This window comes from Streptomyces sp. NPDC028289, from assembly GCF_055565975.1.
In genome coordinates this window covers 791322-813693 of the sequence record NZ_JBVHTI010000002.1, presented here as the reverse complement: position 1 = coordinate 813693, position 22372 = coordinate 791322, and the positions used below count along the sequence as shown (strand labels likewise).

Below are 22372 nucleotides of genomic sequence, written 5' to 3'. Positions count from 1 at the left end.
CCCCACCGCCCCACCGCCCCCACGATCCACAGCACCAACGCCCCTCAGTACCACGAACAGGAACAACAGGAGTGACCCGTGGACCTTTCACGTAGAGGCTTCCTCCAGGCCGCCGCACTCACCGCGGCCGCGTCCGGCCTGACCGTCGCATGCGGCGGCTCCGGATCGAGCGGTACCAAGAACGGCAAGAACCTCACCCTGTGGTACTGGGGCGGCGCGCTCAGCGACAAGGTGGTCGCGGAGGCGAAGACCCACTTCAGCGGTTCGGTCAAGCTGACCGCATCCTCCATCGGCGGCGACTTCAAGCAGAAGCTCACCACCACCCTCGCCGCGGGCGGCTCCTCCGTGCCCGACATCACCGGCATCAAGGGCGAGGACATGGCGTCCTTCCTGCCCAACGCCTCCCGCTTCCTCGACCTGAACGACCTGGGCTTCAAGAAGCTGTCCTCGCAGTACCTGGGCTGGAAGACCAAGCTCGCCCAGACCAGCGACGGCAAGCAGATCGGCTTCCCGATCGACATCGGCCCCACCGCGCTCTTCTACCGCGAGGACCTGTTCGCCAAGGCCGGCGTCGCCACCGACCCCGACAAGGTCGCCGCGCTGGTCACGACCTGGGACGACTACTTCACCCTCGGCACCGAGCTGCAGAAGAAGAACCCCGGCACCTTCCTGGTCAACAACATCAGCTCCGTCTTCAACATCGCGGTCGGCCAGGGCACCCAGCGGTTCATCGACAAGAACAACCACTTCATCGGCGACCAGGACCACATCCGCAGCGCGTGGACCACGGCCGTCCGTCCCTACACCCTGGGCATCGACGCCAAGATCAACGACAACAGCTGGAACGCCGCCGTCGGCAAGAACCTCCTCACCGAACTCGGCGCGGCCTGGCACGCGCTGGACATCGAGCAGGCCGCGCCCCAGACCAAGGGCAAGTGGCGGGTCTGCGCGAACCCGGTCGGACCGGCCAACCAGGGCGGCTCCTACCTGGCGCTGCCCAAGCAGTGCCGGAACCCCGAGGAAGCCTTCAAGATCATCAGCTGGATCCTCAGCCCCACCAACGACGCCCGCGGCTTCACCGACGCCGCCATCTTCCCGGCCGCCCCGGCCGCGTACGCCATGCCGGCCATGACCGGTCCCGACGCCTTCTTCGGCGGGCAGAAGATCATCGAGGTCTTCGGCCCGGCCGCCAAGGCGATACCGGACAGCTACGAGGCACCGGCCGACGCCGCCGTCATGGCCCCGTACATGACGGAGCTGACCAACATCGAGGCCAAGGGCAAGAAGCCCGACGACGCCTGGAACGACGCGGTCAGCCAGGCCAAGCAGATCGCCCGGCGGCAGGGGGTGAACTGAGGTGACGTCACCTCCGGTGACCGGTCCCGCCGCGGTGCCCGAACACCGCGGCGGGCCGGGCCCGGCCCGGTTCCGCCCGCGGCGCGCCACGCCCGCGGGCACCACCGCACGGCCCCGGCGGCGCGGGCCGCTGTCGTACTGGCGGCAGTACCTCGCGATCTCGCCCTTCTACCTGATCTTCGCCGCGTTCTCCTTCTTCCCGGTCTTCTACTCGCTGTACCTGGCCTTCCAGCGCTGGGACGGCCTCGGCGACATGCAGTTCGTGGGCCTGCAGCAGTTCAGGTTCCTGTGGTCGGACCCGGTCTTCTGGCTGTCGATCCGCAACACCCTGGTGATCTGGGTGCTGTCCACCGTGCCCACCCTGCTGGGCGCCCTGGTGCTGGCGACGCTGCTGCACTCGGTGCGCCGTTTCAAGGGCTTCTACCGGATCGCCCTCTACGTACCGAACGTCACCTCGATCGTCGCGGTGGCGATCTTCTTCGGCGCGGTGTTCAGCAACAACTTCGGCCTGGTCAACGCGATCCTGGGCACGGTCGGCATCTCGCCGGTGCCGTGGCTGAGCAACCCGTGGCTGATCAAGGTGGTCATCTCGCTGCTGATGACCTGGATGTGGACCGGCTACAACATGATCATCTACCTGGCCGGTCTCCAGGCGATCCCGACCTCGATCTACGAGGCGGCGAAGATGGACGGCGCCGGCCCGGTCCGCACGTTCTTCCAGATCACCATCCCGATCATGCGGCCGATCATCCTGTTCACCGTCATCATCTCGACGATCAACGGTCTGCAGAGCTTCAGCGAACCCCAGGTCCTGTTCGCCAGCAACGCCGCCAACGCGAACCTCGGCGGCCCGGGACAGGCCGGTCTGACCACGCTGCTGTACTTCTACCAGTCGGCCTTCCTCAACAACGACTACGGCTACGGCGCGGCCATCGTGTGGGCCTTCTTCCTGCTGATCATCGTCCTCGTCGCCGTCAACTGGCGCATCACCCAACGAGGGAGGAAGCCGTGACCACAGCCGACCCGGCAGCCGGCCCGACGCGGCCGGCCCCGCGCGCGAGGCGGCTGCGCCGCCCCAAGGGCCTGACCGCGCACATCATCCTCATGGCGGCCGTCCTGCTCTCGGTCTTCCCGTTCCTGTGGACGATCGTCATGGCGACCAACACCACCCAGGACATCTACAAGAGCCCGCCGAAGTTCACCTTCGGCTCGCACCTGCTGGAGAACATCCGGCACGTGCTGAACACCATCGATTTCTTCGGGTCGATGCTCAACACGGTCATCGTCGCGACCGTCACCACCGTCCTGGTGCTCTTCATCGACTCGCTGGCGGCCTTCACCTTCGCCAAGTTCGACTTCCCCGGCCGCAAGGTGCTCTTCGGCACGCTGCTGCTGTTCATGATGCTGCCGCTGCAGCTGGCGATCCTGCCGCAGTTCATCCTCATGTCGAACATCGGCTGGGTCGGCATGCTCAAGGCGCTGATCCCGCCAGCCCTGGCCAACGCCTTCGGCATCTTCTGGCTGCGCCAGTACATCGAGAACGGCGTGCCCGACGAACTCCTCGACGCCGCGCGCATCGACGGCGCCGGGTTCTTCCGCCAGTACTGGAACATCGCGCTGCCGATGATCAGGCCCGCGCTGTCCTTCCTCGCCATCTACGCCTTCGTCGGCGCCTGGAACGACTACGTCTGGCCGCTCATCGTGCTCACCAACCCCGACCACGTGACCCTCCAGGTGGAGCTGGCCCAGCTCAACGTCGGCCACACCACCGACTACAGCATGGTCATGGCCGGGGTGCTGATGGCCTCCCTGCCGCTGGTGCTGGTGTTCGCCATATTCGCCCGCGGTTTCATCGCGGGCGCCACCGAGGGCGCGGTCCAGGGCACCTGACCCGCGCGCGACAGAGGAGGGATCCGGTGAGGGACATCGGCCGGGACGGCAGGGTACTCGTGGTGGGCATGGACGGGCTGCGCCACGACCGGCTGACCCGGCCCGGTGCCCACGCGCCCGTCCTGCACGGCCTCATGGCATCGGGCGCCCACGGCACCAGCCTGCTGCCGTACGGCGAGGTGGACGGCCAGGCCGGGGACGGGCCGTCCACCAGCATGGCCTACACCGACTCCGGCCCCGGCTGGTCGAGCGTGCTGACCGGGGTGTGGCCCGACCGGCACGGGGTCACCGGCAATGACTTCGCCGGCGCCGACTACACCCGCCACCCCGACTTCCTCAGCCGCGCCGCCACCGCCCGTCCCGGTCTGCGCACCGCGGCCGTGGTCTCCTGGCCGGAGCTGGTCCACCGCGGCGCCCTCGGCCCCGCCATCGGCCGGCGGGTCCACCACGACGGCGAGAGCGACGGCTACGCGGCCGCGGACGACCTCGTCGCCCGCACCGCCGTCCACTGGCTCACCGAGCACGACCCGGACCTGGTGTTCGTGTACTTCGGCGCCACCGACGAGGCCGGCCACGCCACCGGCCCGCTCTCCCCCGCCTACGACGCCGCCCTGCTCGCCCAGGACAGCCATCTCGGACGCCTGCTGGCGGCCGTCGGCGCCCGGGGCTCCGGCGAGCGGTGGACCGTACTGGTCACCACCGACCACGGCCACCTCGACGCCGGCGGCCACGGCGGCGACACGCGCGCCGAACGGGAGGTCTTCGTGATCCTGGCCGAGCCCTGCTCGCCCGGCGGCACCCTGCTCGACACCCCCCGCCTCATCGACATCGCCCCCACCGTCCTGGACCGGCTCGGCATCCCCGTCGACCCCGCCTGGGCCTGGGCGGGTCGCGTCCTGCCCGGACCCGCCACGTCACCCACGCCACCCACGACACCAGAGAAGTGAGCCACCAGCCGATGAACGGTCCGTCGATCCCCGGGCCCCGGCCCGCCGATCCCCTGATCGCCCTCCGCCCCTGGGAAGCCCCCGAGGTGACCTCCTGGGGGCGGCTCCCCATGAACGCCGTCGACCGGCGCGCCGGAGCACTCCCCCTGGACGGCGACTGGCACTTCCAGTTGCTGCCAGCTCCGGACGCGGCGGTCGGCGGCTCCTGGTCCACGGCCCACGTCCCGGGAGCCTGGACCGTGCAGGACACCGACGACCTGCCGCAGTACACGAACGTCACCATGCCGTTCCGCGAGTTCCCGCCGGGCTCCCCGGCCGCCAGCCCGACGGGGGTCTACGAGCGTGAGCTGGACGTGCCCGCGGAGTGGGCCGGGCGCCGGATCGTGCTCCAGGTCGGCGCCGCCGAGAGCGTGCTCCTCGTGCACGTCGACGGGCGGCCGGTGGGCGTCTCCAAGGACTCGCACCTGGCGGCCGAGTTCGACCTGACCGACGCCGTCCGCCCCGGCGCGCGGTCGGTCCTCAGGCTCACCGTCGTCAAGTGGTCGGACGCCTCGCACGTCGAGGACCAGGACCACTGGTGGCACGGCGGGATCACCCGCTCGGTGCTGCTGTACGCGACCGACCCGTTCCGGCTCGCGGACGTGACCGTGCGGGCGCGGCGGGACGGCGAGCTGCGCGTGGACTGCCAGGTGCGCAACGCGGCCGGCGACGGGTCGCTGCCCGGCGGCTGGTACGTCACCGGGGACCTCGACGGCGAACCGCTCGCGCAGGACGCCGAGTTCGACCGGCTCAACACCGAGGACGACCGGGTCTCCGACTTCCTCGGCGAGGCCCGCATCCGCGCCGCCGTGCCGGAGGTGCGCACCTGGAACGCGGAGCAGCCCGAGCTGTACGGGCTGACCGTGCGGCTGCACCGCGCGGACGGCACGGTCGCCGACACGTCGTACCACCGCGTCGGCTTCCGGGACGTCGAGATCGTCGGCCGGGACCTGCTCGTCAACGGCGAACGGGTGTTCATCCGGGGCGTCAACCGGCACGACTTCCACCCCCTCACCGGGCGGACGGTGTCCTACGACGACATGCGCACCGACCTCGTGGTGCTGAAGCGCTTCGGGTTCAACGCCGTCCGCACCTCGCACTACCCGAACGACCCGGCCCTCTACGACCTCGCCGACGAGCTGGGCTTCTACGTCGTCGACGAGGCGGACATCGAGTCCCACGACCACGCCCACGAGATCGCCGACGACCCGCGCTACCTGAACGCCTTCGTGGACCGGGTCTCGCGGATGGTGCTGCGCGACAAGAACCACCCGTCGATCATCATCTGGTCGCTGGGCAACGAGTCCGACTACGGCGCCAACCACGACGCGGCGGCGGGCTGGGTCCGGCGGCACGACCCGACCCGGCCCATCCAGTACGAGGGGGCCGCCAAACTCGGCTGGGCCGACCCGGACGTGGCCTCCGACATCGCCTGCCCGATGTACGCGGCACTGGAGGACTGTGTCGCCCACGCCCTGTCCGGGGAGCAGACCAAGCCCCTGATCCAGTGCGAGTACTCGCACGCCATGGGCAACAGCAACGGCACGCTGGCCGACCACTGGGCCGCCATCGAGTCCACTCCGGGTCTTCAGGGCGGGTTCATCTGGGAGTTCTGGGACCACGGAATTCTCCAGCGGGTGAGCGACGGAAGACCGGTCGGGCGCGCGGGCGCCGGACTGTACGACAACGGTGTCGCCGCGCCCGGCCACCGCTGGGCGTACGGCGGCGACTTCGGCGAGGCCCTGCACGACGGGGCCTTCGTCGCGGACGGGATCGTCTTCCCCGACCGCACCCCCAAGCCCGCGATGTACGAGCACCGGGAGATCGCGGCGCCGGTCCGCATCCGGTGTTTCCGGCACGAGGGCATCGTCCTCGCCAACCACCAGCACTTCCGGGGCTTCGACTGGCTGGCCGGCACCTGGGAGCTGGCGCTGGCCGACGGCCGTACCCTGACCGGCCCGGCCGAGCTGCCCGAGCTGTGCCCCGGCGAGACGGCGGCCGTACCGCTGCCGTTCGAGGTGCCGGCGGACGGCGGTGAGGCGTGGCTGACGCTGCGGGTGACGGTCGCCGAGGACCAGCCGTGGGCACCGGCCGGTACGGAGCTCTGCGCGCCGCAGATCCGGATCCGGGCGGCGGACCCGCTCGGGCCGCCGGTACCGGCGGGGCCCGCCGTCGAGGTGGACGGCGAGGGACTGCTGCTGCATCCGCTGCTGACCGCCGCGCCGGCCCTCTCGCTGTGGCGGGCGCCCACCGACAACGACGAGCTGGGCGGGATGGCGCTACGCTGGCGCGCCTGGGGCCTGGACCAGCTGGTGCGCAAGGTGGTCTCGGTACACCGCGACGGCGCCCGGGTGACCGTGCTCGCGGAGTACGCCGGCACGGTCGGGGTCGTACGGCACCGGCAGGAGTTCACGCCGGTCGAGGGCGGGGTCCGGGTCGACGAGTCGGCCGAGCTGCCCGAGGAGTTCGCGGACGTGGCCCGGGTCGGCTCGGTCTTCGAGACGGCGGCCGGGCTCGATCTGCTGGAGTGGTTCGGTCAGGGTCCCTGGGAGTCGTACCCCGACCGTGCCGCGGGAGCCCCGGTCGGCCACCACTGCCTCCCGGTGGACGAGTTGTTCACCCCGTATCTGCGGCCCCAGGAGAGCGGCGGCCGGCACGGCGTACGGCGGTTCATGCTGTCGGCGCCGGACGCCACCGGACTCGCGGTCGAGCTGGACGAGCCCCGCCAGGTCTCCGTCAGCCGCTACCGCGCCGAGGACCTCACCGCCGTCACCCACCACGACGAACTCGTGCCGCGGGCCGGCTGCGTGGTCCACATCGACGCCGCGCACCGGGGCCTCGGCACGGCATCGTGCGGTCCCGACACCTTCCCCTCCTACCTCGTCGCACCGGGCGTCCACCGCTGGAGCTGGACCCTGCGCGTGCTGTGAGATCCGTCTGCCGAGATCCGTCTTCCGAGTCCCCCCACGCCCTTGTCCCCCCACGCCCTTCGCCGTCACTTCTGCTTACTCACGGAGCACACGTGTGTACTTCGCATGACCACCCTCAGGGCGAGGCCGCGCAGGCCGGAGCCGGACGCCGCAGTTTCCTCCGGGCGACGGCGCTGCTCGGGGCCGCCGCCACCGCCGGGGTGGCGCTGCCCACCGTCGCCGACGCGTCCTCCGGCTCCGGCCGGCGGCCCGACCCGGAGAGCCGGCGCTTCACCCTCGCGGTGATGCCCGACACCCAGTACCTCTTCGACGGGCCGAGCATCAACCCGGCGCCCATCGAGGCGTCGCTGCGCTACCTCCTCGAGCACGGCGGCGAGTCCGACGAGAACATCGTCTTCCTGTCCCACCTCGGCGACCTCACCCAGAACGGCGCGGCGGAGGAGTTCGCCGCGATCAGCAAGGCGTTCGAGATCCTCGACCGGCGCGGGGTCGGCTACAGCGTGCTGGCCGGGAACCACGACATCAGGTCGTCCACGGACGACCAGCGCGGTGCCACGCCGTACCTGGACGCCTTCGGCCCGCAGCGCTTCGCAGACCAGCCGACGTTCGGCGGGGCCTCCGCGGACGGCTACAACACCTACCACCTGTTCAGGGCGGCCGGGCGCGAGTGGCTCGTGCTGGCGCTGGACTGGCGGCTGTCGGCCAAGGGGTACGCCTGGGCGAAGGACGTCATCGCCGCGCACCCCACGGCGCCGGTCATCCTCACCACGCACGAACTGGTCGTGGACGACGACGAGTTGTCGTCGTACGGGCAGCAGCTGTGGGACCAGCTGGTCGACGAGCACGACCAGATCTTCCTCACCCTGAACGGCCACTACTGGCCGGCCCGCCGCGCGACCCGCAAGAACGCGGCCGGGAACGACGTGCACCTGCACCTGACGAACTACCAGAACCGGTACTTCGGCGGCGCGGCGATGATCCGCCTCTACCACTTCGACCTGGACCGCGACGTCATCGACGTGGAAACGGTCTCGCCGTGGATCCTCGGCCGGGCCAAGAAGGGCCTGAACGAGCTGGAGCGGCAGGAGATGGAGCTGAGCGGCGACGCGGACCGCTTCTCCGTCGACATCGACTTCGCAGCCCGCTTCGAAGGCTTCGCCCCGGTGCCGGTCCGCCCGGCGCGGCCCGCCTCGCAGATGCTGGTCCGGGGCACGGCCGCCTACTGGCGGTTCGACTCGGCGGTCTCCGGCACGGTCCGTGACCTGTCCGGCAACGGCAACGACCTCACCGTGGTCCCGGTGGGCGGCGGCACCCTCGGCTGGTCGGCGGACCACCACCCGGACCAGCCGGGCCACGGCAGCCTGGAGTTCAGCGGCTACAAGTCGCCGCTGAAGGGCGCCTACCTGCAGACGGTCAGCGGCGCCCCGCTCAACTCGGCCATGTTCAAGGACGGTTACACCATCGAGGCGTTCTTCCGCCTGCCCGCCGACTGGGACCCCGACCACAACGCCTGGGCCGGCGTGGTCAGTCGCCGCGGCACCGGCGGAGCCGCCGGCAAGACCGCCGACGACCCCGACGAGCCGGTGGCCACCCTCTCGCTGTCCAACGACCGCGAACCGCAGTGGGCGATGCGCCCGCTCAACCAGGAGGGCATCGCCACCAACTGGGGCCAGGAGACGCCACTGGAGACCTGGTGCCATCTCGCCGTCGTCAACGACGGCAGACACACGACCCTGTACGTCGACGGCTGCCCGGTCGTGCGCAACCCGAAGGCCTCCGCGGTGGGCATCACCTCGGTCGGCGAGCCCTGGCTGCTCGGCGGCTACACCTACGCCGACAAGATCGACCAGATCCTCTACGGCCGCCTCGGCGACGTCCGGATCGTCTCGCGGGCCCTGCCCGTCTCCTCCTTCATGACCCACTGACCCCCGTTACGAGGATCATCTTCATGACCGAGCAGCAGCTGCCCACCTGGGCCGACCCTGCCGTCTCCCCCGCCGACCTGGACGCCCAGGGCATGTCGAGGCGTGGACTCCTGCGTCGCGCGGGCCTGTTCGGCGCCGCGTTCGCGCTCGGGTCGGCGGCGACCCCCGCGTTCGCCGCGTCCGGCCGGGGCCTGGGCGGCGAGGACCCCCGCCTCGCCTACCTGGTCGGCGACCACCACGTGCACTCCGTGTACAGCCACGACGCCAAGTACACGTTCTCCCAGCAGGCCCGGGCCGCCGCGAAGTACGGCCTGGACTGGATGGTGTTCAACGAGCACTCCAACTTCGGGCACGCCTACTACGGCGCGAAGACGGAGCACGCCGAGATCCTCAAGGCCCGTGCCGAGAACCCGCGCCAGCTGATCTTCCAGGGTCTGGAGTGGTACATCCCGGCCGCCGAGCACTGCACGGTGTTCGCCGCGCCGGGACCGCACGAGACCGACCTGCTCACGCAGTTCGAGCTGGCCTACGACGGCAAGCTCCTGGGCTACACCGAGGGGTCGGCGGGCGCGGCCGACACCGCCCGCAACGAAGGGCACGCCGTCAAGGCCATCCAGTGGCTGGCCGAGCAGCGCCGCACCGGCTACGTCGACGACGTCCTCGTCCTCGCCAACCACCCGCTGCGGCTCGGCATCGACTCCCCGCACGAGATGCGCAACTGGCGGGACGCGGCCGCCGAGATCATGATCGGCATGGAGGGCGCGCCCGGCGCCCAGGGTGCCGCGATCCCCGGCTGGCGCGGTGCCACCTCGATCCGCGGTGAGTACGAGAACAAGCCGTCCGCGCAGTCGTGGTCGGGCTACCCGGCGGACGCGTATCTGACGTACGGCGGCTTCGACTGGGCCACCGCGACGGTCGGCGGTCTGTGGGACGCCATGCTGTCCGAGGGCCGCCTGTTCACCATCACCACCAACTCCGACAACCACCGCACGGTCTTCGACACCTGGAAGAACGGCGACTGGCCGGCGGGGCAGAACTTCGACAACACCGGCAAGCTGCCCGACCCGGTGAACACCGACACGCCGCAGCCCGGCAGCGACTTCTGGCCCGGCGAGTTCAGCCGGACCCACGTCGGTGTCACCCGGTACGGCTACCGTGCGGTGATGGCGGGCCTGCGCGCGGGCCGGGTCTGGCTGGACCACGGGCACCTGCTGGACGGCCTCGACGTCCGGCTGAAGCGGGACTGCGACCACGGCGCCGGTGTCACGCTGGGTGGCCGGCTGCGCGTCCGCAAGGGCGAGCGGATCACCCTGAACGTGACGGTGACGACCGCGTCCCGGGCCAACGCCCAGGGCATCCTGCCCCAGTTGGCGCACGTCGACGTCATCCGGGGCGCCGTGCGCGGCCCGGTCGCCGACCGCGACACCTGGCAGGCGCCCGACACCAAGGTCGTCCAGACGAAGGACGTGTCGGGCCGCGAGGGCACCTACACCCTGCGCATCCCGATCACGGCCGGGGACGAGTCCTTCTACGTCCGCCTGCGCGGCAGCGACGGCAAGCGCAACGGAACGGGCTACCTGGGCGCGGCGATCGACCCGCACGGCCCGATCCCGCACGAGCCGGGCAACGGCGACCCGTGGGCGGACACGTGGTTCTACTCGAACCCGATCTTCGTGGACGTGGTGAACTGAGCTGAGCTGAGCGTCCCACAGGGGCGCGGGGAACTGCGCGACCAGCCCCCACCGGCCCGCAGTTCCCCACCACAGCAAGCCCCTACGCGTAAAAGCGCGACAGGCTCTGCAGTACGGCTGCGGGCTTGGCCCCGCCCTCGATCTCGATCGTCCCGTCGACGGCGATCTGCACACCGCCCGGCACGTCCTCGACCTCCGCCAGCCTCGCGGCCAGCCGGATCCGCGAGCCCACCTTCACCGGGGACGGGAAACGCACCTTGTTCAGGCCGTAGTTGACCTTCGTGGTGACGCCCTGGACGTCCAGCAGCTCGGTGAACAGGGGGATGAACAACGACAGGGTGAGGTAGCCGTGGGCGATCGGGGCGCCGAAGGGGCCCGCGGCCGCCCGCTCCGGGTCGACGTGGATCCACTGGTGGTCGCCGGTGGCGTCGGCGAAGGTGTCGATGCGGTCCTGGGTGACCTCGATCCAGTCGCTGGTGCCGAGGTCGCTGCCGGCGAGCTTCTTCAGTTCGTCGAGTCCGTTGACCGTGACGCTCATGTCGCTTTCCTTACTGGGAGTCGGTGCCGTAGCGCTTGCGCACCCGGGCCTTGAGGAGTTTTCCGGAGGCGGTGCGCGGGAGTTCGTCGGCGAGCACCACCGATTTGGGGAGCTTGTACTTGGCGAGCCGCCCCGCCAGCGAGGCCAGCACCTCCTCGGGGTCGAGGACGGCACCCTCGCGGGGCACGACCACCGCGCGCGGCACCTCGCCCCACTTCTCGTCCGGTACGCCGATCACGGCGCACTCGACGATGTCGGGGTGGGCGAGGAGCAGGTCCTCGATCTCGGCGGGGTACACGTTCTCACCGCCGGAGATGATCATGTCCTTGAGGCGGTCGACGATGAAGACGTAACCGTCCTCGTCGACCGTGGCCGCGTCCCCGCTGCGGAACCAGCCGTCCGCGAAGCAGGCCGCGGTCTCCTCCGGCAGCCCCCAGTAGCCGGGCATGACGTGGGGGCCGCGGACCACGACCTCGCCGGGCTCGCCGACCTCGACCGGGGTGAGGTCGGGACGCAGCACCCGCACGTCGCTGAAGAAGTGCGGTACGCCCGCCGAGCCCGCCTTGTCGATCGCGTGCTCGGCGTCGAGGAAGAGGGTGCCGGGCGAGGCCTCCGTCATGCCGTAGCCCTGGAGGAAGGTCAGGTCCCGCGCCTGGTAGGCGGCGATCAGCGGGGTCGGGACCGGGGAGCCGCCGCAGGTCAGGATGCGCAGCGAGGAGAGGTCCGCGGCGGGCCAGCGCGGGTGGCGGGCCACCTGCTCGAACATCGTGGGCACCCCGAACATGAAGGTGATCCGGTGCTGTTCGATCAGGTCGAGGGTGGTCCCCGGGTCGAAGGCCTCGACCAGGACGCAGGTGCCGCCCTTCAGGAGGACCGGCAGGGTGAGCATGTTCAGGCCCGCCGTGTGGAACAACGGGGCGGAGACCAGGGCACGTTCGTCGGCCATCAGGTCGGTGTCGACCAGGACGTTGAGCGCGTTCCAGGTGAGGTTGGCGTGGGTGAGCATGGCGCCCTTGGGGCGGCCGGTCGTCCCCGAGGTGTACATGATGATGCAGGTGTCGTCGGGGAGGACCGGCTCGTCGATCGTGTCGTCCGCCGCGGCCGCCAGCAACTCCTCGTACTCGGGGCCCACTTCGACGTAGGTCCGGACGTCGGTGGTGCCGGGCAGGCCCGCGACGAGTCCGGCGTGCGAGGGGCCGTACAGCAGGGCCTTGGCGCCGGAGTCGGCGAGCTGGTAGGCGATCTCGGGGCCGGCCAGGCGGGTGTTGAGCGGGACGAAGACCGCGCCGAGGGTACCGGCCGCGAACAGGGCCTCCAGGTAGGCGGGGTGGTTGGGGCCGAGGTAGGCGACCCGGTCGCCGCGGCGGACCCCCAGGGCGCGCAGGGCGTGCGCCAGGCGCGTGGTGCGGGTGTACAGCGTGCGGTAGTCGGTCTTCTCCTCACCGAACACCAAAGCCGTGCGGTGCGGGGTCTTGCGGGCCCGGCGTGCGGGCCACGATCCCAGTCCCTCGTTGCGCATCTGCGGCCCCTTACGGCGTGGCCAGCCCGAGCAGGCGGGCGGCGTTCTCCTTGAGGATCTTCGGCCTGACCTCGTCCTTGATCGGCAGCTTCGCGAAGTCGGCGAGCCACCGGTCGGGGGTGAGGACGGGGAAGTCGGAGCCGAAGAGGACCTTGTCCCTGAGCAACGTGTTGGCGTACTGCACCAGCTGCGGCGGGAAGTACTTCGGCGACCAGCCGGACAGGTCGATGTGCACGCCCGGCTTGTGGGTGGCGACGGCGAGCGCCTCGTCCTGCCAGGGGAAGGACGGGTGCGCCAGGATGATCTTCAGGTGCGGGAAGTCGGCGGCCACGTCGTCCACGTGCAGGGGGTTGCTGTACTTCAGCCGGATGCCGCCGCCCCCGGGCACCCCGGCCCCGATGCCCGTCTGGCCGGTGTGGAAGAGGGCGATGGTGCCGGTCTCCTCGATCACCTCGTAGAGGCCGTAGGCCACCGCGCGGTCGTTCGGGAAGAAGCCCTGGATGCTGGGGTGGAACTTGAAGCCCTTCACCCCGTACTCCTCGACCAGGCGGCGGGCCTGCCGGATGCCGGCCCTGCCCCGGAAGGGGTCGACGGAGGCGAAGGGGATGAGGACGTCGGCGTTGGCGGCGGCGGCCTCGGCGACCTCCTCGTTGGGGACGGGCGCGGTGCCGGTGGCGGACTCGGCGTCCACCGTGAAGATCACGGCGGCCATGTTCCGTTCCCGGTAGTAGGCCGCGGTCTCCTCGATCGTCGGCTTCCGCTTGCCCTCGACCTTGAAGTAGGCGGCGGAGGCGTCGTGCAGGTCGTCGTCGAGGGAGGAGTGTCCCCGGGAGGAGACCTCCGCGTGGGTGTGGACGTCGATCGCGGTGAGGGATGCCAGGTCCATCACGCCTCCGGGAGCTTGGGCGCCGGGATTCCGACCGTCTGGAGTTCGGCACCGACCGAGGTGGGGAAGGCCTCGGCCAGGGTGTCCGGGGTCCAGCCGCCGTCGGCGTAGGCCGCACTGATCTCCTGCGGATGCGACCAGAGTGCCACCTTGTCGCCGCCGATGCCGATGGCCTGGCCGGTGATCGAGCGGGCGGCCTCGGAGGCCAGGAAGGGCACGAGGGCCGCGCAGTCCTCGGGGGTGCCGAAGCCCTCGCCCTTGCGCAGGAAGCCCGGGAGCGGCTCGCCGTTCCGCATGGCCTCGATGTAGGGGGCGAAGGCGGGGATGGTCTCGGTCATCGCGGTGGCGGCCACCGGGACGATCGCGTTGACGGTGATGCCCGCCCGGCCCAGCTCCATCGACCAGGTGCGGGCCATGGCGGCGATGCCGGCCTTGGCGGCGGCGTAGTTGGTCTGGCCGAAGTTGCCGCGCTGGCCGGCCGGGGAGCCGACCAGGATCAGGGTGCCGCCCTCGCCCTGCTCGCGCATCCGGACGGCGGCGGCGCGGGCGCAGGTGAAGGTGCCCTTGAGGTGGGTGGTGACGACGGCGTCGAAGTCGTCGTCGGTCATCTTCCACAGCACCTTGTCGCGCAGGATGCCCGCGTTGGTGACGAGGATGTCGAGGCGGCCGAACTCCTGGACCGCCCTGTTCACGAGCCGGTCCGCGGCCTCTGCGGTGCCGACCGGGACCACCTCGGCGAGGGCGGTGCCGCCGGCCGCGGTGATGGACTTCACGGCCTGCTCGGCGACGGTCTCGTCCACGTCGTTGACGACCACCGAGGCGCCGTGGGCGGCGAGGGCGTGGGCGTAGGCGAGGCCGAGACCCCGGCCGCTTCCGGTGACGACGGCGGCCTTGCCGGTGAGATCGATGGTGGGCACGGTCGGTCCCTTCACAGACGACGGCGGCGGCCCCTGAGGCCACCTGCGGCTTTCGAGATCGAAGCTAAGAGCAATAATTGTTGTCGTCAATAGTTGTTGTCGTCCCACGGGTGCCTCATGCTGGAATCTGTGCCACAGACCGCCCCGCCGCCAGGGCCAGGACCAGGGAGACCGCCATCACCCGCCAGCACACCGAGAACCCGACCTCGATCGACGCGGACGAGCCGTGGATGCGCGGGCTGCACGCGGACACGGGCTACCTGCTGTACCGCCTGGGTCTGCGCTCCGGGCAGGTCTTCAACACGTTCCTGCAGGAGTCGGGGCTGCGGCTGCGCCACTACGCGGTGCTGCGTTTCCTCGCCGGCTCGGAGGGCTCGCTCCAGCGGGAGCTGAGCACCCGGCTCGGCTACGACCCGAGCGCGATCGTCGGCCTGGTCGACGACCTGGAGAAGCTGGGTTTCGCCGAGCGGCGCCCCTCTCCCGACGACCGCCGCAGCCGGATCGTCGTCCTGACCGAGGCCGGCCGGGTGTTCCTGCGGGACACCGACGAGGCGGGCCAGCGGGTGACGAACGAACTGCTGGCCCCGCTGGACCCCGCCGAGCGGGCGACGCTCCACGCCCTGCTGCTGCGCGTCGCCGACCAGCCATGACCGCCGCCGCCCGCTCCGCGCCCGACCGGCTGCTCGCGGTTCTGGCCGCCTTCGACCACGGGCACCCGGCGCTGAGCCTGACGGACATCAGCCGCCGGGCCGCGCTCACCCTGACCACCGCGCACCGCCTGGTCGGCGCGCTCACCGCGTGGGGCGCGCTGGAACGGGACGCGGACGGGTTCTACCACGTGGGACTGCGGCTCTGGGAACTGGCCGCACTGGCGCCGCGCGGTCTCGCGCTGCGGCAGATCGCGCTGCCGTATCTGGAGGACCTGTACGAAGCGACGCACGAGAACGTGCAGCTGGCGGTGCGGGACGGGTCGGACGTCGTCTACATCGAGTGGCTGTCGGGGCGTTCGGCGGTGGGCGTGCACATCCGGGTGGGCGCCCGCTGGCCGCTGCACGCGACCGGAGTGGGGCTCGCCCTGCTCGCGCACGAGACGCCCGGCTTCCAGCAGGACTACTGCGCGGGCCCGTTGACGTCCTTCACGCCGTACACCGTCACCGATCCGGCCCGGCTGCGCCGCTCGCTGGCCGAAGTGCGGCGTACCGGCGCCGCGGTGAGCAGCCGTCAGGTCACCGACGACGCGCTGTCGGTGGCGGCTCCGGTGCGCGGGGCGACGGGACAGGTGGTGGCGGCCGTCTCGGTGGTGGTGCCCGAGGCCGACGCCCAGGTGCCGGTGCTGGCCCCGGCGGTGCGGCTCGCGGCCCGCGGGATCTCCCGGGCGCTGGGCTGGCAGCCGGACCGGACGGCGGGCCAGGCCCTGTAGCGTGTCCGGGTGACGGCGAGCGAGGTGTACCGGGAGCTGGGCGAGGCCGCCTGGGCGTGGGTGCTGGGGCAGGTACGGCAGGACGAGGGTCCGTGGCTGCCGGAAGAGGTGCGTGACGAGGACCCCGACCCGGTCCCCGGCGAGGACCGCGACTCGCTGTACGCGGGGATCGCCGGACTCGCCCCGGTGCTGGCCGAGATCGCGCGGTACCGGCCGCTGAGCGGGCCGGAACAGGCCCTGGCGGCCGGGATCGTGAGCCGCCTGTCCGCGCAGGCCCCCGTCGTGACCGAACCCTCGCTCTACCTCGGCCTGGCGGGCCATGCCACGGCGCTGCGGCTCCTCGCCCCGGGCAGCGAGGCGGTCGTGCTGCGGCGGCTGGCCGAGCTCGCGACGCCCGAGGGCTGGCGGACCACCACCACGTTCGTGCCGGACTCCGACGCGCCCCTCAGCGACATCATCATGGGCGTCGCGGGCGTGGTCATGACGGCGGTCTGGGCGGGCGGCGAGTACGCGGAGCCGATCGCGACGACCGGCGGCGAGGCCCTGCTGCGGATGGCGGACCGCACGGAGGCGGGCCTGGACTGGGGGATCTCGCCGACCACGGAGTGGCGGTGCCCGAACTACTCCCACGGCGCCGCCGGGGTGGGCGCCGCCCTGGCGGTGGCGGGCGCGGCGGTGCGACGCGCGGACTTCGTCGCGGCCGCCGCGGACGCGGCCCGTCATGTACTGTCCGTGGGCTCGCTCGCGGACGGCGGTTTCGTCGTCCCGCACACGATCCCGCCGTCGAAGCGGGAGGTGGAACCGGTCACGTACACCTGGTGCCACGGCCCGGCGGGCACCTCACACCTGTTCACCGCGCTCGCCCACGCGGGCGTCACCGAGGTGGCGGGGCACGGCGTCGGGGAGCTGCGGCAGCGCTGCCTGGCCTCGACCCTCGCCTCGGGGCTCCCGGAGCGGCTGCGCCCCGGGTTCTGGGACAACGACGGCCGCTGCTGCGGGACGGCCGGCGTCGGGGACATCGTCCTCGACGCGGCACAGGACCTCGCGGGGACACCGGGGGCGGACCCGCTGGTGGACGCCGCGCTCCGGATGGGCGACGCGCTGGTCGAGCGGGCCGTCAGGGACGGGGACGGGGCCCGCTGGCGCTTCGTGGAGTACCGCATCGAGACCCCGCTGCTGCCGCCGGGCACGTCCTGGATGCAGGGCGCGGCGGGCATCGCGGCCTACCTGCTGCGCCTCGCCCGGTACCTCGACACCGGTCCGGACGCCCCGGTCGTGGACCGCCCGGACCAGTGGTGGGCGGTGCCGGCGCGGGTGCGCCGTGAGCGGCCGACCCTGGTCAGCTGACCGCCGCCGTCGCCGTGTAGGTCACCTCGTCGTCCCCGTGGTGGGCGGTGCCGTGGCAGGTGAGCGCCGTGGCGGTGGAGACCCCGGGGCGGGTGACACGCCAGTGCACCGTGAGGTGCTCGCCGGGGTCCAGGCGGGGCGCGGTGGCCGCCTCCCGGGCGTGGGCGGTCCAGCCGCTCGGGGTGTCGAGGGTGAGCCGAGCGGCGTTCCACGGGCGCGCGGAGCCGTTGGCGAGTGTGGCGGTGACCGTGAACTCCGTGCCCCGGCCGCTGACTTCGAGGCTCACGCCGAACGGCTTGCGCGGATACGCCGGCGCCCACGACGCGTGCATCAGCTTCACCAGCGCGTCCGCCCGGGCGGGCCGGGCGGCGGCCAGGTCGTGCTCCTCGCCGGGGTCCCGGGCCAGGTCGTACAGCTCCACGTCCCACTGGTCGTCCGGGGCGCGGCGGCTCTGGCCGGGCGCGAACCGGATCGCCTTGAGGTCGCCGTGCCGCAGGGCCTCGGCGAGCCGGTCGCCGCGGCCGTGGTCTGCGGCGTTCTGGCGGGCGGTGACGCCGTCGTGGTTGCGGTAGAAGTAGAGGCTGTCGTGGCGGGCGGTGTCGGCGGAGCCGCGCAGGAGCGGGGCGACGGAGAGGCCGTCGACGTCCGCGGGGGCGGGCGCGCCGGCGAGGTCGGCGAGGGTGGGCAGCAGGTCGGTGAGCGGGGTGGGCCGGTCGGTGGTGCCGGCCTTGACGTGCCGCGGGGACCAGGCGATGAACGGGACGCGGATGCCGCCCTCGTACAGGTTGCGCTTGTAGCCGCGCAGCGGGCCGTTGCCGTCGAAGAGGTCGGGGTCGGTGCCCGCCTCCTCGTGCGGTCCGTTGTCGCTGGTGACGAGGACGACGGTGCGGTCGGCGAGGCCGAGCGCGGTGAGCTTGTCGGTGACGTCGCCGACCAGGGTGTCGAAGGTGGTGACCTGGGCCGCGTGCCGCTTGTTGGGTCCGGTCCAGGGGCGGTCGGCGTACGCGCCGACGTGCGGGTCCTTGCTGGGGGCGTGCGGCACGGTTGGGGCGAGGTAGAGCAGGAACGGCTCGTCGCGGTGGGTGTGGAGGAAGCCGAGGGCGCGTTCGGAGATGAGGTCGGGGGCGTAGACCTGCTGGGCGCCGCCCTGGTTCGCCGGGATCTCCTCGCGGGTGCCGTTGTGCCACAGGTAGTCGGGGAAGTAGTCGTGGGCGTGGTGGTGGGTGAGGTAGCCGTAGAACTCCTCGAAACCACGGGCGTTGGGGTGGCTCGGCTGGCCCGGCGCGTTGGGCCCGAAGCCCCATTTGCCGATCAGGCCGGTGCGGTAGCCGAGCGCCCTGAGCGCCTCGGCGAACGTGAAGTCCCGGTCGGTGAGGGCGCCCTGGCCACCGGGACCGAAGGGGTTGGTGCGCACGGTCGCGTGTCCGCCGTGCAGGCCGGTGAGCAGCGAGCAGCGCGACGGAGCGCACACCGGGGCGGCCGCGTAGGCCTGGGTGAAGCGCAGGCCCTCGGCGGCGAGGGTGTCCAGGCGGGGGGTGTGCATCAGCTGCTGGCCGTAGGAGCCGAGTTCGCCGTAGCCGAGGTCGTCGGCGAGGATCACGACGAAGTTGAGCCGGCCGGAGGGGTGCTGCGCGGCCGGCGCCGCCACGGCGGGCTTGACGGTGTGCCGGGGCTGCTCGGCGGCCGGCTGGGCCGCACCCCCGTCCTCGCACCCGGTGACCGCCGCGAACGCGAGAGGCGTGGCGGCGGCCCCGGTGAGGAAACGGCGGCGGCTGGGCATACGGGTCCCCCGGTGTGACGACGGTGCGAGGTGCTGAGGAGATGATGATCGCAGCCATCTGTCCAGGACCATGCACACGTTTTGAATCCTCCCCTCCCTGAAGCAAGGGGATTCCTGGCTCAGGCCGCCTCCTGGAGCAGCGCTCCAGGAGGTCTTGCGCCGTCGGCACCAGCCGGGTCGAGACCTGCCCGGACGAGCATCACGCGCGCGCGGAGTTCTTGTCCCTTGGGGACACGGTTTCACACACGATGCAGGTGTACGTACGCTCACCCAGCGGCTGGGGGTCCCCCCACGCCCTTAAGGCAGTGGGGGAGCGTGCTTGGCTCTCGCTCCGCAGTGCGCGCAGTCCATCGTGGTGTACGCGGGGTGAACCAGGCGGATTTCCCGGCCGTGCTTGCGGCCCATCTCGATCAGAGCCGTCCTGGTGGCGCCGATGGCGGCGTCAGCGGCCTTGCGGGCCATCGCGGTCCTGGCCAGAAACTTCGGCTTGAAGTCCTCGACTGCGACGGCGTCGTGGTCAGTCACGACCTTCTTGGCCCACTTGCGGCCGGTGTCCTGCCGCTGCCGGGCAACCTTCTTGTGCGCCTTGGCCCGCAGATGCTTGGCCGCGCGGTAGCCCTTCGAAGCGGCCTGTCCCTTGGCCGGTCTGCGGCGGGCCATCATCCGGTCGTACCTGGTCAGCTTCTTCTGAGCCTTCCTGCCGTGCTCGGCGTGTGGCAGGTCGTGGTCGTCGGATGTGGTGGTGGCGGTCTCCTTCACACCCCGGTCCACACCGATCACACGGCTGGTCTCCGGCAGGGGTTCGGCCTGGGCGGGAACGACGAAGCTGGCGTACCAGGCGCCGGTGGCATCCTGGTACACCCGGACCGAGGAGGGACCGGCCGGAAGATCGCGAGACCACACCACGGTCAGGACGATACCGGCCGCCAGGTGCAACTTGCCGTCCTTGAGGCGGAATCCGCGCTGGGTGTAGTTCAGGGTCGGCTGGGCTTCCCGCCTCTTCTTCCACTTGGGCATACCGGTCCGGTGGCGCATCGGCCCGGTCCTTGATGTCCTTGTGCGCTTTGGCACGGGACTTGCCGAAGTCGCGCACGGCCTGCTGCTGCACCACGCTGGATCCCTCCGCGAGCCACGGGATCGTGCGCCTCGCCTCGGTCAGCATCTTGTCCAGCTGGGCCGGGCCGCACGTCCGACGGTCCCGTGGATGGGCCCTGTTGTGCTGATGCGTGGCCCTGGTCTTGGCCACGCACTCGTTCCACACCCACCGACACCGATCCCACTCCGCCATCAGGGCCGTGCGGGCGGTGGACGACACACGCAGCCGGAACGTGTACCTGGCACGTCCCGCACTTCCGGCCCCGGCCGCTGCCGCCATGCCTACGCTCCCGCCCGCTCTCCGGTCACACGCCCCTGTCGTCACACGACCGTACGAGCGAGATTCGCGCACCCACACCTGACTTCCGCCGCGATCACCTCCATCGGTGAACGCAGGCGCGTGTGTTCGACCCCACCTGGCAACGCCGCGCGAACGCGGTGGCGCTGCAGGGCGAAGTGCGAGGAGACGTGTGCCCCGTGCACCGCGCCCCGACGCCGCCCGAACACCCACCCGTCGAACCGGTCCCGCCTCCTGCGCCCCGGACTCGTAGTACACACGGGCGAGGGTGTGCACCGCGCGGATCACCCAGGGTCAGGGGACGGGACTCCCCTTACCCCCGGCCGGATCTCGCACCGCTCCGCAGAGTGATCACCCGCCTCCTCATCGGAATCTCAGGGATCACCCCCGTGATTCAAAGGAACCACCCATACAACCGGCGCAGGATGCCCTGACACAGGTGGACAAGTCAGGAAGGCGTGTCGTGGGCGTCCAGCACATATCGAACGGGTCCGGACGGCAGTCGGGGAAGTGGTCCCGGCGCGGGATCCTCGCCGCTCTCGGCGCGGTGCCCGCGGGGGCCGCGCTGGCCGGATGCAGTTCCTCCGCGGACGCCTCGGCCGGCTCCGACGGCAAGGGTGCCACGGCCTCCGTGAAGTCCGCGACCAAGAAGGCGACGATCACGGTCACGCCCGTCTCGGGCACCAAGAAGGCCGAGTTCACCACTCCGGTCGAGGTCACGGTGACCGACGGCACGCTGGCCTCCGTGACGGTCGCGGGCAACGACGGGACGACGCTGTCGGGCACCTTCAACGACGCGAAGACGAAGTGGACCTCGGCGAAGAACCCGTACTCCGGCACGAAGTACACGGTGACGGCGAAGGCGCAGGGCGCGACCGACGAGACGGTGGCCACCTTCACCACGAAGTCCCCCGGCGAGACGTTCATCGGCTACTTCACGCCCGAGGCGGACTCCACGTCCGGCGTCGGCATGCCGGTGTCGATCAACTTCACGCACGCGGTCGCGGACCGGGCGGCGGTGCAGAAGGCGATCACCGTGACCGCCGAGCCGGAGGTCGAGATCGTCGGGCACTGGTTCAGCGACACCCGGCTCGACTTCCGCCCGGAGACGTACTGGGCGAAGGGCACCACGATCACGCTGAGCCTGAAGCTGAAGGACGTGGAGGGCTCGGACGGCGTCTACGGCGTCCAGTCGAAGGACGTCACCTTCCACATCGGCCGCGAACAGATCTCCACCGTCGACCTGTCGACCAAACAGATGGTCGTGAAGCGGGACGGCGCCACCCTGGCCACCTACCCCGTCTCCGGAGGCAACGCGCAGCACACCACCTGGTCCGGGATCATGGTGATCAGCGAGCGGTTCAAGCAGACCCGGATGGAGTCCTCCACGGTCGGCCTCGGCGACGAGTACGACATCTCCGACGTCCCGCACGCCCAGCGGCTGACCACCTCCGGCACCTTCGTGCACGGCAACTACTGGGCGTCCACCTCGGTCTTCGGGCACGAGAACACCAGTCACGGCTGTGTCGGCCTGCACGACGCCAAGGGGGCGAGCGACTCCTCGGTGGACGGCTACAAGTTCTACGAGAGCTCGATCCTCGGGGACGTGGTGATCGTCAGGAACTCCGGCGAGAAGACCGTGGAGGCCTCCAACGGCCTGAACGGCTGGAACCTGTCCTGGGCGGACTGGAAGGCCGGCAGCGCGGTCTAGCGAGCGGCCGGCTTCACAGAGTGAACTCCCGTGAGAAACAAGGAGATTCTTTGTTTTAACTCTTGACGGCCGCAGCCACGGAG

Annotated in this window: 16 protein-coding genes and 1 pseudogene; 11 read left to right on the top strand and 6 right to left on the bottom strand. The window is 71.2% G+C overall.

All coding sequences use genetic code 11. From position 1 onward, the window contains the following. Nucleotides 1-78 precede the first annotated feature (78 nt). From ACZ4UV_RS11505 to ACZ4UV_RS11475, 7 genes are all read left to right on the top strand, one after another. A complete protein-coding gene (locus tag ACZ4UV_RS11505) occupies nt 79-1356 on the top strand; it encodes an ABC transporter substrate-binding protein (RefSeq protein WP_390037287.1) in 1278 nt (425 codons plus the stop codon). A gap of 34 nt (nt 1357-1390) precedes the next feature. After that, nucleotides 1391-2368, top strand: a complete 978-nt coding sequence (locus tag ACZ4UV_RS11500; RefSeq protein ID WP_390037647.1) for a carbohydrate ABC transporter permease — start codon at nt 1391-1393, stop codon at nt 2366-2368. A gap of 92 nt (nt 2369-2460) precedes the next feature. Continuing rightward, nucleotides 2461-3246: a carbohydrate ABC transporter permease gene (locus tag ACZ4UV_RS11495; protein WP_351498473.1), complete on the top strand. Its 786-nt coding sequence runs from the start codon at nt 2461-2463 to the stop codon at nt 3244-3246. 68 nt (nt 3247-3314) lie between these two features. Next, a complete protein-coding gene (locus ACZ4UV_RS11490; protein WP_467837933.1) occupies nt 3315-4193 on the top strand; it encodes an alkaline phosphatase family protein in 879 nt (292 codons plus the stop codon). A gap of 11 nt (nt 4194-4204) precedes the next feature. After that, complete coding sequence (locus ACZ4UV_RS11485; RefSeq protein ID WP_467837497.1) at nt 4205-7162, top strand: glycoside hydrolase family 2 TIM barrel-domain containing protein; 2958 nt, start codon at nt 4205-4207, stop codon at nt 7160-7162. A 92-nt stretch (nt 7163-7254) separates the two neighbouring features. After that, on the top strand, nt 7255-9087 hold the full coding sequence (locus tag ACZ4UV_RS11480) for a LamG-like jellyroll fold domain-containing protein (RefSeq protein WP_467837495.1): 1833 nt from the start codon (nt 7255-7257) through the stop codon (nt 9085-9087). A gap of 23 nt (nt 9088-9110) precedes the next feature. Continuing rightward, the gene (locus ACZ4UV_RS11475; RefSeq protein ID WP_451021115.1) at nt 9111-10778 is read left to right on the top strand and encodes a PHP domain-containing protein; all 1668 of its coding nucleotides are present in this window, start codon (nt 9111-9113) and stop codon (nt 10776-10778) included. 82 nt (nt 10779-10860) lie between these two features. Here the strand turns inward: ACZ4UV_RS11475 and ACZ4UV_RS11470 are convergent, their stop codons facing one another. Genes ACZ4UV_RS11470 through ACZ4UV_RS11455 form a run of 4 tightly spaced genes read right to left on the bottom strand, consistent with a single transcriptional unit; the run spans nt 10861 to nt 14638 of the window. Continuing rightward, the gene (locus ACZ4UV_RS11470; protein ID WP_451021116.1) at nt 10861-11316 is read right to left on the bottom strand and encodes a MaoC family dehydratase; all 456 of its coding nucleotides are present in this window, start codon (nt 11314-11316) and stop codon (nt 10861-10863) included. A gap of 10 nt (nt 11317-11326) precedes the next feature. After that, complete coding sequence (locus ACZ4UV_RS11465; protein ID WP_467837492.1) at nt 11327-12835, bottom strand: acyl-CoA synthetase; 1509 nt, start codon at nt 12833-12835, stop codon at nt 11327-11329. A gap of 10 nt (nt 12836-12845) precedes the next feature. Beyond that, entirely contained in the window at nt 12846-13721 is an 876-nt protein-coding gene (locus ACZ4UV_RS11460; RefSeq protein WP_390037299.1) for an amidohydrolase family protein, read from the bottom strand. Then, nucleotides 13721-14638: an SDR family NAD(P)-dependent oxidoreductase gene (locus ACZ4UV_RS11455; RefSeq protein WP_467837490.1), complete on the bottom strand. Its 918-nt coding sequence runs from the start codon at nt 14636-14638 to the stop codon at nt 13721-13723. The genes ACZ4UV_RS11460 and ACZ4UV_RS11455 overlap by 1 nt, the downstream gene beginning before the upstream one ends. 230 nt (nt 14639-14868) lie before the next feature. Between ACZ4UV_RS11455 and ACZ4UV_RS11450 the strand changes: the two genes are divergently transcribed. From ACZ4UV_RS11450 to ACZ4UV_RS11440, 3 genes are read left to right on the top strand one after another with little or no spacing between them, the layout of a single operon-like run. After that, a complete protein-coding gene (locus tag ACZ4UV_RS11450) occupies nt 14869-15288 on the top strand; it encodes a MarR family winged helix-turn-helix transcriptional regulator (protein WP_467837931.1) in 420 nt (139 codons plus the stop codon). Then, complete coding sequence (locus ACZ4UV_RS11445; protein ID WP_451020409.1) at nt 15285-16058, top strand: IclR family transcriptional regulator; 774 nt, start codon at nt 15285-15287, stop codon at nt 16056-16058. The genes ACZ4UV_RS11450 and ACZ4UV_RS11445 overlap by 4 nt, the downstream gene beginning before the upstream one ends. 9 nt (nt 16059-16067) lie before the next feature. Next, a complete protein-coding gene (locus ACZ4UV_RS11440) occupies nt 16068-17405 on the top strand; it encodes a lanthionine synthetase LanC family protein (RefSeq protein WP_467837488.1) in 1338 nt (445 codons plus the stop codon). Here the strand turns inward: ACZ4UV_RS11440 and ACZ4UV_RS11435 are convergent. Next, nucleotides 17398-19185, bottom strand: a complete 1788-nt coding sequence (locus ACZ4UV_RS11435; RefSeq protein WP_467837486.1) for a sulfatase-like hydrolase/transferase — start codon at nt 19183-19185, stop codon at nt 17398-17400. The two genes, ACZ4UV_RS11440 and ACZ4UV_RS11435, sit on opposite strands and share 8 nt — an antisense overlap. A 119-nt stretch (nt 19186-19304) precedes the next feature. Beyond that, a pseudogene (locus ACZ4UV_RS11430) lies at nt 19305-20560 on the bottom strand (RNA-guided endonuclease InsQ/TnpB family protein). Nucleotides 20561-21041: 481 nt separating this feature from the next. Here ACZ4UV_RS11430 and ACZ4UV_RS11425 point away from each other — a divergent pair. Then, nucleotides 21042-22289, top strand: a complete 1248-nt coding sequence (locus ACZ4UV_RS11425) for a L,D-transpeptidase (RefSeq protein ID WP_451020412.1) — start codon at nt 21042-21044, stop codon at nt 22287-22289. The last annotated feature ends 83 nt before the right edge of the window (nt 22290-22372 follow it).

Coding starts and splice junctions, on each gene's coding strand:
- ACZ4UV_RS11435 (WP_467837486.1), bottom strand. CDS start 19,185: ATGCCCAGCCGCCGCCGTTTCCTCACCGGGGCCGCCGCCACGCCTCTC.
- ACZ4UV_RS11490 (WP_467837933.1), top strand. CDS start 3,315: ATGGACGGGCTGCGCCACGACCGGCTGACCCGGCCCGGTGCCCACGCG.
- ACZ4UV_RS11485 (WP_467837497.1), top strand. CDS start 4,205: ATGAACGGTCCGTCGATCCCCGGGCCCCGGCCCGCCGATCCCCTGATC.
- ACZ4UV_RS11465 (WP_467837492.1), bottom strand. CDS start 12,835: ATGCGCAACGAGGGACTGGGATCGTGGCCCGCACGCCGGGCCCGCAAG.
- ACZ4UV_RS11460 (WP_390037299.1), bottom strand. CDS start 13,721: ATGGACCTGGCATCCCTCACCGCGATCGACGTCCACACCCACGCGGAG.
- ACZ4UV_RS11445 (WP_451020409.1), top strand. CDS start 15,285: ATGACCGCCGCCGCCCGCTCCGCGCCCGACCGGCTGCTCGCGGTTCTG.
- ACZ4UV_RS11450 (WP_467837931.1), top strand. CDS start 14,869: ATGCGCGGGCTGCACGCGGACACGGGCTACCTGCTGTACCGCCTGGGT.
- ACZ4UV_RS11470 (WP_451021116.1), bottom strand. CDS start 11,316: ATGAGCGTCACGGTCAACGGACTCGACGAACTGAAGAAGCTCGCCGGC.
- ACZ4UV_RS11475 (WP_451021115.1), top strand. CDS start 9,111: ATGACCGAGCAGCAGCTGCCCACCTGGGCCGACCCTGCCGTCTCCCCC.
- ACZ4UV_RS11495 (WP_351498473.1), top strand. CDS start 2,461: ATGGCGGCCGTCCTGCTCTCGGTCTTCCCGTTCCTGTGGACGATCGTC.